This window comes from Bacillus sp. FS02 (assembly GCF_024398395.1).
GTDB lineage: Bacteria > Bacillota > Bacilli > Bacillales > Bacillaceae > Bacillus > Bacillus altitudinis.
Genome location: NZ_CP074101.1, coordinates 714,483 through 727,446 on the forward strand (window position 1 = coordinate 714,483; position 12,964 = coordinate 727,446).

At 37.1% G+C, this 12,964-nt stretch carries 12 protein-coding genes and 1 tRNA gene; 4 read left to right on the forward strand and 9 right to left on the reverse strand.

Annotation, left to right across the window (positions count from 1 at the left end; translation table 11 throughout):
- Positions 1-40: 40 nt before the first annotated feature.
- A complete protein-coding gene (locus KFQ09_RS03680; protein WP_186365198.1) occupies positions 41-871 on the reverse strand; it encodes an SMI1/KNR4 family protein in 831 nt (276 codons plus the stop codon).
- 265 nt (positions 872-1,136) lie between these two features.
- Here KFQ09_RS03680 and KFQ09_RS03685 point away from each other — a divergent pair, with 265 nt between their 5' ends.
- Positions 1,137-1,955 (forward strand): oxidoreductase, encoded by an 819-nt coding sequence (locus tag KFQ09_RS03685; RefSeq protein ID WP_008348355.1) that lies wholly within the window; start codon positions 1,137-1,139, stop codon positions 1,953-1,955.
- A gap of 72 nt (positions 1,956-2,027) precedes the next feature.
- Positions 2,028-2,684: a TetR/AcrR family transcriptional regulator gene (locus KFQ09_RS03690; RefSeq protein ID WP_008348357.1), complete on the forward strand. Its 657-nt coding sequence runs from the start codon at positions 2,028-2,030 to the stop codon at positions 2,682-2,684.
- Between the two features lie 747 nt (positions 2,685-3,431).
- Here KFQ09_RS03690 and catA read toward each other — a convergent pair.
- The 5 genes from catA to KFQ09_RS03715 all read right to left on the reverse strand — a co-directional run bounded on the left by catA (position 3,432) and on the right by KFQ09_RS03715 (position 8,520).
- Positions 3,432-4,091 carry a type A chloramphenicol O-acetyltransferase gene (gene catA, locus KFQ09_RS03695; protein ID WP_048001664.1) on the reverse strand — a complete coding sequence of 220 codons (660 nt, stop codon included), beginning with the start codon at positions 4,089-4,091 and terminating at the stop codon, positions 3,432-3,434.
- A 305-nt stretch (positions 4,092-4,396) separates the two neighbouring features.
- Complete coding sequence (locus KFQ09_RS03700) at positions 4,397-4,939, reverse strand: YczE/YyaS/YitT family protein (protein WP_051488403.1); 543 nt, start codon at positions 4,937-4,939, stop codon at positions 4,397-4,399.
- A gap of 51 nt (positions 4,940-4,990) precedes the next feature.
- On the reverse strand, positions 4,991-5,443 hold the full coding sequence (locus tag KFQ09_RS03705; protein ID WP_017359634.1) for a GNAT family N-acetyltransferase: 453 nt from the start codon (positions 5,441-5,443) through the stop codon (positions 4,991-4,993).
- Positions 5,444-6,085: 642 nt separating this feature from the next.
- Positions 6,086-7,198, reverse strand: a complete 1,113-nt coding sequence (locus KFQ09_RS03710) for a Rap family tetratricopeptide repeat protein (RefSeq protein WP_046343302.1) — start codon at positions 7,196-7,198, stop codon at positions 6,086-6,088.
- 491 nt (positions 7,199-7,689) lie between these two features.
- Positions 7,690-8,520 carry a sialate O-acetylesterase gene (locus KFQ09_RS03715; protein WP_129548235.1) on the reverse strand — a complete coding sequence of 277 codons (831 nt, stop codon included), beginning with the start codon at positions 8,518-8,520 and terminating at the stop codon, positions 7,690-7,692.
- Between the two features lie 250 nt (positions 8,521-8,770).
- On the opposite strand from KFQ09_RS03715, the gene KFQ09_RS03720 reads away from it, so the two are divergent.
- Together KFQ09_RS03720 and KFQ09_RS03725 are read left to right on the forward strand one after the other, a co-directional pair.
- A complete protein-coding gene (locus KFQ09_RS03720) occupies positions 8,771-9,217 on the forward strand; it encodes a MarR family winged helix-turn-helix transcriptional regulator (RefSeq protein ID WP_017359641.1) in 447 nt (148 codons plus the stop codon).
- 32 nt (positions 9,218-9,249) lie between these two features.
- Positions 9,250-10,194, forward strand: coding sequence for an acetyl-CoA carboxylase carboxyltransferase subunit alpha (locus KFQ09_RS03725; protein WP_081114978.1), 945 nt, complete (start codon positions 9,250-9,252; stop codon positions 10,192-10,194).
- 250 nt (positions 10,195-10,444) lie between these two features.
- On the opposite strand, the gene KFQ09_RS03730 is transcribed toward KFQ09_RS03725, so the two are convergent.
- The 3 genes from KFQ09_RS03730 to KFQ09_RS03740 all read right to left on the reverse strand — a co-directional run bounded on the left by KFQ09_RS03730 (position 10,445) and on the right by KFQ09_RS03740 (position 12,939).
- Positions 10,445-10,517: transfer RNA gene (locus KFQ09_RS03730), tRNA-Val, on the reverse strand.
- A gap of 128 nt (positions 10,518-10,645) precedes the next feature.
- Entirely contained in the window at positions 10,646-11,824 is a 1,179-nt protein-coding gene (gene metC, locus KFQ09_RS03735; protein ID WP_017367031.1) for a cystathionine beta-lyase, read from the reverse strand.
- Positions 11,821-12,939 (reverse strand): methionine biosynthesis PLP-dependent protein, encoded by a 1,119-nt coding sequence (locus KFQ09_RS03740; protein WP_017359654.1) that lies wholly within the window; start codon positions 12,937-12,939, stop codon positions 11,821-11,823. Before KFQ09_RS03740 ends, metC begins: the two co-directional genes overlap by 4 nt.
- Positions 12,940-12,964: the final 25 nt, after the last annotated feature.

Here is a 12,964-nt window from a genome sequence, read left to right on the forward strand (position 1 = left end):
CTACATTCGAAAAGCCCTGGAAAGGGCTTTTAATCTTTCACTAACGTTTTTTCACTGGATGAATGTCCTCTCCCAAAAAGGCGGTATTAGGATCTCCACTATTTTCTAGAAGTTCAGCAATTTCTTGCAGCTCTTGATTAATACGGTCATTCCTTGGCATATCTGGGTTTAACAGAAGGTTGGAGTGAATAGCAGTAGCTGTTTCATACAAGACATGTTGATCTTTTATCTGTTTGATGCACTGTTTCATGCACAAGAAAAACCATGCGATCTCTTCAATGTCTTCCATCGGATAATGTGCCATTTTGAAGAGATTCTGCTGACGAAGGTCTCCTCTATCAAAAATGTGTTCAAACTCTTCTTTACTGATATATAAATCCGAAGCTTCCTCCTCAATCTCTATTACTTCAACCATGGCGTCGTCAGCTGTATATAACCGCTTAACAAATTCATCGAAACTATCTGCCAGCTTAAAATCTACTTCCAGCTCTAAATCGAAATAGTGAATAGGAGGATGTTCCTTCGTTTCTCGATAATCCATGGCAATCCATGTATCTTCTTCCCCGCTGATGAAAACAAATCCCTCTGGTAGCTCCAATTCATCACTTAACTGAACACTATTCATAATTCCATCATCTTTAGCGATTCCTCTTAGATGATCGAATTGAACATGATCCTCTGCCCATGAATTCGGCCGTTCGGTTGGAAAAGCATTACGAACTGTAAAACCACCATTCCATTCTAAAATGAGTTTTTTGTATGTATCGGGTAAAGTGACTCCAAGTGTTCCCTCTGCTTCACGAATTTGTTCCTCATCTATCTTTTCTAACGTAAAAGGACTCTCTTCATCTTTCTCCCAGAATGATTTCAAATTCAAAATGGATGCCTCCCAGTATTTATTGAGATAAGTATATCATTCATATTTTTAAAATGACCACCAGATCCTCCGGCCATTGGCGGTCAAAGTATTAAACACCTTTTTTGTACTCTTAAAGCGTTTCATGGTCATAAATTCGACCATTAAAACAAATGATAAAACATCTTCATATTCCCCTTTACAGTTGACCGTCAGTCATTTATAATTGACCCTAAGTCATATATAATTGACCAAAGGTCATTAAAAGGAGGAAGAACGAATGAGTAAAAAAGTTGCTCTTATCACAGGTGCATCAGCAGGTATTGGAAAGTCCACAGCAATTGAATTAAATAAGAAAGGTTTTATTGTTTATGGTGCTGCTCGTCGAAAAGAAATGATGGAGGATCTCATCTCTCAAGGAATTCACACCATTTCACTTGATGTCACTGATGAAGAGTCTATGGTAAACTGTGTACGTGAGATTTTGGACAAAGAAGGAAGAATCGACGTGCTTGTCAATAATGCGGGCTATGGCTCATATGGTGCGGTGGAGGATGTATCTATGGAAGAAGCTCGAAGACAAGTAGAAGTCAACCTGTTTGGACTGGCCAGAATGACGCAGCTTGTTCTGCCTAATATGAGACAAAACAACTATGGAAAGATCGTCAATATTTCTTCTATGGGTGGTAAAGTGTGGACATCATTTGGCGCATGGTATCACGCTACAAAATTTGCAGTAGAAGGTTTTTCTGATTGCTTACGGTTAGAAGTTGAACCATTTGGTATTGATGTGATTGTTGTGGAACCTGGCGGGATCGCAACCGATTGGGGCGTCATTGCAGCAGAAAAACTTAAAACTGCTTCAGCAAAAGGAGCTTATAAAGAAGCTGCCAACAAATCAGCAGATAATATGGTAAAAACGTATTCAGGAAGTAATTTAACAAAACCAGATGTCATTGCAAATACAATTGTGAAAGCTGTCACTGTAACGAAACCTAAAACGCGCTATTTGGTTGGGTTTGGTGCTAAACCTATGGTGTTTATGAAAAATCTCCTGGGTGATCGTACGTTTGACAAAATCATTAAAAGATTCAGCTAATCACTTGCTCCCCTAAATATCTCTTTGTCTGACTCCAAATCAAAATTACCTTTGAAATGGAGGTTGAAAATAATGAAACGAGCGATGACAGATGAAGCGAAGGCTCTAAGAGCTCAAGCGATTTTAGATAAAGCAGCAGCGCTTTTTGAGACACATGAATATAACCAAATCAAAATGTCAGATATCGCCAAAGAAACGAAGCTATCAAAGGGCATACTATTTGTTTATTTCAAAACAAAAGAAGCTCTTTTCTTCCAACTATTATGCCGGGAATATGTAAAGAGACTAGAACGCTTCATTGAAATTATTTCTGAAACACAGATCAAAAAACTTCAGGATATCAAACAACTTTTTCTGAAAGAATTGGAAGAAATCATTGATAAAAATCCTATGTACATTAGATTAGAAGCCATTCGCACGTCTGTTTTGGAAAGAAACATCGACTCTGATACCATGCTTCAATCAAAACTGTTATTATTTCAAAAGCTAACGGAAATGACAGACTTACTTTGTTCAAATGATGTGATCAATGAGGCGCAAGTGATGGATATTTTTCAAGCTGAAGCAGCGATTATCACTGGATGCAAACTCACTGCCACTTTACCAGATGAAGTCATTACTATTATTGAAAATCATAATTTGCATGAATTTAAACGAGATTTTAAAACAGATGTGATGAATACAATGTCTTTTTATCTTGATGGTTATTTACACAACCTTGAGGCTTGACATAAAATGTTGTGCACAACAAAAGTGCATACAACACTTACATCTTCCTCATGTTCATGATGATTTTGACTGAAGCCAATATGAAAACAGACCTCCTTAAGGTCTGTTTTCATATGTTTTATACATTTTGAGATGCTGTGCGTCGAGCAATCATCGTCGTGTTTCGACATGTTTTTTGTTGTTCTTTGATTGTTGTATTCCGCATTGATTTTGTTTTAATAATTTCAAAATTTTATTTAACCTTTTGTTGGGCTGTTATTTAATTTGTTAATCTTTTTTATGTTGTCATAAACCATAACTTGTTTAATATTTATCAAAATCGAAACCATATTTCCTGTAAACCCTAGCAGCATAATGAATTGCTATGGTTGAATTAACGTTCTATATTCCATTACTACGTAGTTTATCACCTATCTTTAATTGACTTAGAAGCTTAAATATACTCAGAATCATCACAAATCACTTTTCAGGCCTACTCTTGAAAACAGTTTCAAGCTGAAATTTTCTACATCCCCTACTCACAATTCATTAAGTTCCCTTATATTCCATTTATTATCACATGATAGAATTTACAAAACACCGAAAAGAAACCGCAAAAATAAATGAGAAACAAATCTTTATTGCCATTAATAGCTACTTGTCACGTTTAAATTTTCATCAAAAAACAAAAAAGCAGACTCATTTAAGTCTGCTTTAAGCTATCTTTTAAATTCCACGGGAACACCTCTTGCAAATCACTCCTGACATTCAGGACATATCCAATGAATCTAACCACTCTTCACAATGTTCAATAAGCCATCTCAAATATTCAACATATTGACCGACATGATAGCCATCACAAACAGCATGATGTACTTGAATCGCAACGGGCAGAATGATTTTTCCTTCTTCCACCTTAAACTTGCCTATCGTAAATATTGGCAGTAAATAAGTTATATCTGTAGATACATTAAGGTTAAAAGAAGTAAAATCAATCCACGGCAGGCTTGAAATATTGAACATGTTTTCTGGCATATGAGGTTTCGGAAATAGGCTGCTGCTTTTGCTGTAAGTGTCCATGTCCGCTACACAGCTTTTATAAAACCGAGCAAAGTTTTCATCATAAGGCGTCCAAATACTTGAAAACGTCTTTGTTTCTTTATTTAAAATCGTATAACTAGGATGGAGAATCTCCCAGTAACCAAGTTCATCGTTCACTTGATCCATCCGAAATTCCGGTAATTTTTGCACAGCTCTTGCTAACAAATAAATTTGCACAGGATATACTTTTAGCCTTTTTTCTTTTAATATTGCATACAATTTTGTGATGTCTAGATCGATCACCAGACTATATGTGCATCGGGTTACCGTCATATAATGATGAAAGTGCTCTTTTCTCGGATAATTTTCATCTATTTGTTTAAACATTTTTTATCTCCTCCTGAATGTAATTGCTTGTATTCAGGAGGAAGCTTTATCTGTTTTTACCACCACAATCATCCTTTCAAGAGTTATGTCATGTTTCTGTCCATTCAAAGTCTACCATGAGCTTTGTTTATGATAAAGCCTCCAGCAACTCTTCGTAAGTAATCTTCCCTAACGTGAACTGTTCTAGTGATATATATATTTCTCCCCTGCCAATATAGAATTTGTAATTATCAGCGCTATCCTCTATTCACTTCTACCTTTACTATAGAAGCTTTTTAATTGATTTATCGTACCCAGCCAAATCATCAATTTGATAATAACCGACGGTTAACAATAGGCATGAAAAAGTGAAGAATGATGCCTCCGAAACAAATCGTTAATATGGTTCCAACACCGATAGGTCCTTTGCATATAAAAGCTAATATGAAGAAAAATGCATATAATATTGTTCTCGAAAATGCGATCGTTCTTTTTGAAATATCTCGAAGAATGAGTGTTAAATGATCAATTGGTGTTGATGCGAATTTTGTTTGAAGATATACGGCTGTTCCAAGACCAATGAATATCAAACCAGCTCCAAAGCAAGTCAGTTTGCTAAACCACATACTTGTATCAATGACATATTTGATGAGGAGTAACCACAGATCAATACCGATTCCAGTCACGAACGCTGTAATCAAACCTAAAAAAACAGGTTTTTTTCTCACTAATATAGAATTGCAAATTAAGATGATGATAGAAATCAAGACCTCCCAGCTCCCTACGGTAAGACCAAATTCTTTGGAAAGGCCAACTAAAAGGGCATCAAATGGGGAAGCACCTAGTCCTGATTGTATTGTTAATGAAATTCCTAAACTTAATACGAGTACACCTAAACCGTAAGAAACATACTTTTTTTATTAGACATGATCTCTACTTAAAGATAATTCTTTTATCATTAAAACGTGCAGAATCCCGTCTTCCATAAATTCATCTGAAGCAGTTTGAAAACCAAGTTTTTTATAAAAACCTTCTGCTTGTGTTTGTCCATGCAGCTTTATCTTTGTAATTCCTTTTTCTTGCATGATTTTTTCCAGTTCTCTGATAATCACTTTGCCTAAACCGTACTTACGATAAGGTTTTAGGATGCAAATTCGTTCCAATTTACCTGTACCATCCACAATACGCACCCGACCTGTGCCGACAGGTTCATTCTCATGGCATACCAAGACATGCTGACATTGTTCCTGAAGAGTGTCAAATTGATCAAATTCTTCAGACTCAGGTACTTGCTGTTCATCAATAAAGACCGACTTTCTAATATTAAGAGCAACTTGTAAGTCATTTTCAGTTGTTATTTTTTTTATATGCATTGTTTATCAATCCTTTTCTGATATTAGTCTGAACCAGGTGAAGCATTTATATGGTCTTATACTAGTAAGAATAAAATATTTTTATTGCAATTACAACAAAAATGCAGGTTTTTTTAAGATAGTGGGCATTTTGCAAGAGAAAGAAATTGAGAAAGCTGGTTTTAGTAGTGAATGTCGAAGCGGAATTAATGCGAACTATTACGCCACTTATCAGTTTGGTATCTCTTGGCGTTACACTTCTCACTTTTGGTGCCTTTGTTTTTTTGTGATTAACATTTGAAGAAAGTTCTCAGAAAAAATCCCCTAGCCATAAAAGTCAGGGGTTTTACTTTGTTCTTCCCTGAAAAAGACTGATTTAATAAGGTTCTATGATTAGCCTTTCTGATAAAAAATGTGCATTTCTGAAGAAAACTGAAAAGGTTCGTCCCCAATCTGTCCCAATAAAAAAACAGACCGTGGAGGGTCTGTTTTCATTTTGCCTATACGTTTTCAAATATTGAGTTTGGATCGATCATCGTCGTGTTTCGATCAGTTTTTTGAGGAAATACAGTGGTATTTCGATCAGTTGATTCTTTTGAGTAATTAAGAGAGCCCAGACAAGCAGCACCTACCAATAAAGCGGCGCTAATCAATATCTTCATTTTAATATTCATATAAACACTCCCCTTTTTGGATTTCGGTTTGAGCTTCTATGGCGGTTCTATAATAATCTGCTACCCTCTCCGAATCATTTCTTTTCTCATAGAGATTTGCAAGGCTTAAAGCAAACTCTTCAATATAAGGATACAACTTCTTTTCTTCTAATCCTTTAAACATTTTTCGTACATTTTCAATACCTTCATCGACATAAATTGTCTTTAATGAATTGAGCAATGTTTTATAAAACAGATTGTTTTCTGCTGTTGCACTTTTTATTCCTTTAGCGATATAATCAAGTGCTTCTCTTGTGTTATCACTTTTAAACAAGGTCCAACTTAAACTAAAAAATAATCTTGGTTTAATATCTTCATTGTTTTCACTCATCTTATCTAGTCCTTTTTTATAGAAGGACGCAGCTTTAATATAATCCTGTTGCCTGTCATACGTATTTCCAAGATTCAAATAAGTTTTAGCAATTAATCTTTGATCATTTACTTCTTCAGCAAGATTTAGTGCTTTATGTAAGTGGGGGAGCGACTTCTCATATCGTTTAAAATCATCATAATTTCCTGCGATCACAAATAGACTTTGAATTTTTCTCACCTTATAAAGATCATAACGATCATAAATCTCTAGCGCTTTTATAATATGGTGCATAGAAACATGGGTTTGTTTCATGATGTAATATGCTTCTGCTACTTTAAAATGGAATTCTGCTTGTTCAATTTCATCTACAACAAGCGCCAGCTGTCTCTCAGCAATCTTATAATATTGAATGGCCTGTACATACTCTTTCTGACTGAATTCATGCATACCTCTAAAAAAGGCATTATAGTATTGCAACATTCCAGACAGTTGATGGTTAGCATTCTCTATTTTATCGACTAGAGCGGAAATAGATTGATCGAATGAAGGTTTTATATAATCAAGCATAAGTTGATGTCGAAAACACATTAATTGATAATAGATAAGAAGATCCTGATCTTCTTCCATCCTATCTATTTCCCATTCAACCTCAGCTTTTAAAATCTCTGCATCCGGCACACTAAATTGCCGAATCATTTTATACCATTCATTTATTTTCACACCAACATGTGAAGAAAGAACTTTCTCCATCCCCTTACTCCCCTTCCACAAAATTCCCTTATATTACATTTATTATGACATACAGAAATTTACAAGGCACCGAAAAGAAACCGCAAAAAGAACCAGTGTACATCAATAAACCTTTGGCACATGTCTTTATCCTCACAAAACAAAAAGGCAGACTCATTTCAGTCTGCCTTCATCTTCTAGATTTCCATGAGAATACCTTTTGTCTTCAGGTAATTTGCATTGAATCTAGCCTTTTTTCTTTTAATATTGCATACAATTTCGTGATGTCTAGATCGATCACCTAGCTATATGAGCATCAGGCTACCGTCATATAATGATGAAAGTACTCTTTTCATGGATAACTTTCGACTATTTGTTTAAACATTTTATATCTCCTCCTGAATGTGATTTACTGTATTCAGGAGGAAGCTTTATCTGTTTTTACCACCACAATCATCCTTTCACAAGATATATCATTTTTCTGTTTATTCAAAGACTACCATGACCTTTACCTAAGTTAAAGCCTCCAGCAACTCTTCATAAGTCATCTTGCCCAACGTGAATTTTTCTAGTGCTATATATGTATTCTCCGCTGAGGTATTCATTCTATTATGACAGTCATTCACTAGCTCATGTTCATTTGGTAATGGTTCATGTATATGTTCTGTTTTTCGAAATGCTTCATAGTATCTTATACCAAATATTCTTTGGGACATCGCATTGATGTGAATTCCGTCCGGATTAGGTATAAGGCTTTTCGCAGTAACATAATAACAATTTTCATGATCATGTGCATATTTTTGTAGTTCCTCATTGATCAGTTGATATTCCACACATCCTGCGCCAAATGCTGTCTTTCCTAAGAAATCGCCCAAACCACCTATCACAAGCGGAATGTTAGGTACAGATAATTCAGTTCTCAGTTCATGAAATAATCTTCGTATTTTTTCATCGTATTCTTTGTATTTCCCATCTTGGCTGTCACTTTCTCCTTGATGCCATAATATTCCGGCCAATTCGCTATCTTCCCTTGCAAATTTAGCTTCATTTATTGCATGACGAAATAATGCCCCATCTCGTGACCACTCATCAATGGAACTGCCACCTTCGGCACATGGGATAAGACCAATCTTCTCTCTCTCATGCTCTTTACACCAAGCCTCCGCAAAAGAAGCCGCTAGTCCTACGCCAGCTACCGGTCTATCAAAATGGATGGGTTCAGTCATCATTTGCCATCTACCATTTCGCAACATCATGATTCTTTCATTATAAATTGGTGGCACTTCATGCTTGAAGCCTCGCCCCGCCATATTTGATTGTCCAATTAGTAAAAATGACTTCATATTTTTCTCCCCCTCTCTTCATTTTTCATATTTTGTTGAAAGAACAGTAAACAGTAATTACTTAGGGTAAGATCCTGATGCATCTATCAATCAGGTGGATCGACTATGATCAATCCACTTAAACCATTTTAACAAGAAGAAATCTCTTGTCCATGTTGTCATATGGGCTGACGTTAAACTTGTGAAAAAAACATATTCATGTATAATACAATTGATGTATACTACATGAATTTTAGGAGGGTGACCTTTTTTGAAAAGAGAAGATGCCTTAAAACTAAGATCAGATATTAAGAAAATGATTATAATAACTGGGGTTTTTGAATCTCAAAATTTGCCCAATGGACCATTTGAAAAACCTCTACCAACCTCTCAAATGATGGCGTTAGAGGAACTAGAGATAGAAAAATTAACTGTTTGGCAACTATCCAATAAACTTAGATTAGAGACTTCAACTGTAAGTAGATTGGTAGATAAGTTAGTAAAAAAGGGACTTGTTTATCGTGAAGTAAATGAAAAAAACAGAAGAGAACTTTTTCTGCACCTCACAGAAAAAGGTCACATTACTGTTAATCGCTTAAGAGAACAATCCCTTACATTTTATCAACGTATCCTTAATAATTTATCAGAATCAGAACAAAAAATAGTTGTGGATGGTTTTGAATTATTTATTGATTCTATTTCTAAGTCTTTTGATTAGAGTGAGGTAAATCATACCCTTTGGAGGATAAAATGAGTTTGGATTTTGAACGTCCTATGATTGAACTAAAAGAGAAATTTGATGAATTAAAGAAAATGATGAAAGAACATAATGTAGATTTATCATCAGAAATTCAAGAATTAGAAAAACGTTTAAATAAAATGCAAGATGAAATTTATTCTAATCTTACACCTTTTCAACGAGTTCAAATTGCAAGGCTACGTAACCGGCCCACGACATTGGATTATATACCTTTATTGTTTACAAACTTTTTTGAACTTCATGGTGATCGATTATATGGTGATGATCAAGCAATGATAGGTGGTATTGCAAAATTTAAAGGGATGCCCGTTACGGTTATTGGTCATCAAAGAGGGAGAAGTACAAAGGAAAATATAGAAAGAAATTTTGGAATGTCACACCCAGAAGGATATAGAAAAGCGCTAAGACTGATGAAACAAGCTGATAAATTTAATCGCCCTATTATTACATTTATTGATACAATTGGCGCCTATCCAGGCAAAGGATCTGAAGAACGTGGAATTTCTGAAGCGATAGCTCGAAATCTATTGGAAATGGCTACACTTAAAGTGCCAATTGTTTGTATTGTAATTGGAGAGGCATCAAGTGGTGGAGCTCTTGGCATTAGTGTCGGTAACCATATCCATATGTTAGAGTATTCATGGTACTCGGTCATTTCGCCAGAAGGAGCAGCATCTATCCTATGGAAGGACGCTAAGTATGCTCCAGAAGCTGCTAAACATATGAAAATTTCAGCAAAAGATTTAAAGCATTTAGGAATTATTGATGAAATCATTCCTGAAATTAAGGGTGGAGCACAAAATGATATCAACTCACAGGCAAAATTGATTGAATCTGCAATCGAATCATCTCTTAAAAAATTGATACGATTATCCTCGGAAGAGCTTATACAACAGCGATATGAAAAGTATAGACAAATAGAGAATTATAAATGAAAATATTTAAAACCGTATTACATTTCTGAGGATTCTTACTAAAAAGTTCTAAATATTTTGTAAGTAACCTCTTAAACTGGATATGCTGATACTATTAAAAAATGTGTGATTGGTATGGAAAAGGAATTTTTTGATTCTAAAAATACTGAGAAACAATCTGGTGGATAAAGTTCGTCCCCAACCAAAAGAAACAGAACAAATATTTGTTACCGACAATCAAAAAACCCTTGCTAGGCAAGGGTTTCAACGATGATTCCGACTGGGCTCGAACCAGCGACCTCTACCCTGTCAAGGTAGCGCTCTCCCAGCTGAGCTACGGAATCGGGTTATGTATCAGTTCTGGGCTTTCTGTTACTGACAGTCTCTATTATATAACCATCATGATCAGTCGTCAATGGTTTTGTTCAAAAAAGGCAAAAAGCCGGTATCTGCACCGGCTTTTCACTAACTTTTATGATTGGTTCACAAGGACGGGCTTTAGTTGATCTAGTGCTTGTTTGAAGTCCCTTTTGAGATCTTCTCCGTTTTCTACGCCCACACTTAATCGAAGTAAACCATCCGTAATGCCTCTTTTTTCTCTTTCTTCTTTTGGCATAGCGGCATGGGACATTTTGGCCGGATAGGAAAGAATGGATTCGACTGCTCCGAGGCTGACGGCGAATACAGGTAATGTGACGCCATCGACCAATTCTTTGACAGCCGCTTGGTTTTCTAGTTCAAATGAAAGAACAGCACCTGCACCGCTCGCCTGTTTCCGCTGAATGTCTGCCCCTGGGTGATCATCTAATCCCGGGTAATATACTTTTTTGACCGCAGGATGTTCTTTGAGGAATGAAGCCAGTTCTAATGCGGTTTGACTGGCTTTTTCTAATCTGACTTGAAGGGTCTTTAATCCTCTCAGCACAAGCCAGCAATCCTGTACGCCAAGTACCGCCCCGAAGGAGTTTTGCAGCGAATAAAGTTCGTCTCCTAGCTTCTCATCTTTCACCACGGCTAAGCCTGACAGTACATCACTGTGGCCGCTTAAAAATTTCGTTGCGCTGTGCAGCACAACGTCAACACCTAGGTCCAGCGGACGCTGAAGCGCAGGCGTTAAAAACGTATTATCTAAGAAAGTCAGACAGTCATGTTCTTTCGCAATCTGTACGACACCTTCAATATCTGTAATACCGAGTGTAGGATTTGACGGTGTTTCCATGTAAATGACTTTTGTATTTGATTGAATGCCTTGTTTCACTTCATTCAAATTGGTCATGTCCACAAAGGTATGCTCAATCCCAAATCTTGAAAGAACTTGGGTGATCATTCGGAAAGTCCCGCCGTACACATCTCTTGTGACAAGGACATGATCTCCTTTTGATAATAGAAGAAAAGCGGTTGAAATGGCTGCCATACCTGACGCAAAGGCAAGCCCTCTCGTTCCTCCTTCTAGCGCTGCAATGGTATCCTCTAATGCCTGACGTGTAGGGGTGCCTGATCGGGAGTAGTCATATTGACCAAAGTCATCGAAGCTGCTTTGGTGAAACGTCGATGCATGTTGAATCGGCACACTGACTGCACCTGTGGAACGGTCTGTTTTAAACGCATTATGAACGAGTTGTGTTTCTAGTGTCCAATCATGTGTGGTCATTTCGTGTGTACCTCCTCTTTCACATTTGATAGTGCCTGTTTTAAGTCTGCTTTTAGGTCCTCCACATGCTCAATCCCAACAGAGAAACGGAGAAGCTTATTACACACACCGTTTGCGATGCGAATCTCTTCTGGAATATCCATGTGCGTTTGCGTTGCAGGATACGTAATGAAGCTTTCGACTCCGCCAAGGCTTTCAGCAAAACAAATCGTTTTCAGCTGCTTCAAAAATGGATTGACCCAGTCCTCTTTGGCTACTCGGAATGACAGCATGCCTCCCTTTCCTGGGTAAAGCACATCTTGAATTTCAGGCTGCTGCTTTAGAAAGTCAGCTAATTCCTTCGCATTTGCTTCGTGCTGACGCATTCTCAGCGCCAATGTTTTCATTCCTCTCATTAAAAGCCATGAGTCAAATGGAGATAAAACCGCCCCAATGGCGTTTTGATGCTGGAACATGTCTTCCGATAGCTTCTCTCCTTTTGTGACGACAAGTCCGGCAAGAACATCGTTATGTCCGCCTAAATATTTGGTGGCACTATGAATGACAATGTCCGCTCCGAGTGTAATCGGTTTTTGCAAGACGGGCGTATAAAAGGTGTTATCCACAATGACCAATGCACCGTGTTCTTTTGCGATTTTCGCAACCTTTTGAATATCCGCTTCCTGCATGAGTGGGTTTGTTGGCGTTTCAATAAAGACGGCTTTTGTATTTGGCGTCATTTTAGAGCGTAAACAGTCTTCATCTGAAAAATCATCATAAACAAAGCGCAGTCCGTACTTTTTCCATTCGTTTTCAAATAGACGGTATGTACCGCCATATAAATCTGATGAAACAATGAGTTCATCCCCGCTCTCAAACAGCGCCATGATCGTTTGGATGGCAGCCATTCCCGAACTGAAGGCAAAACCGGCCGTTCCTTCTTCGAGTGAAGCAATCGCATCTTCTACAAGCTGCCTTGTTGGGTTTTTCGTCCGAATATAATCAAATCCTGTTGATTCCCCAATGCCTCTATGTCTGTAAGCTGTTGAAAGATAAACGGGAGGACTGACAGTTCCAGTCGCCTCTTCGCTGCGGTTTCCAATTTGCGCTAACTTCGTTTCCACATGTTCTGTCATTTGACACCATCCTAAGTAAAAATCT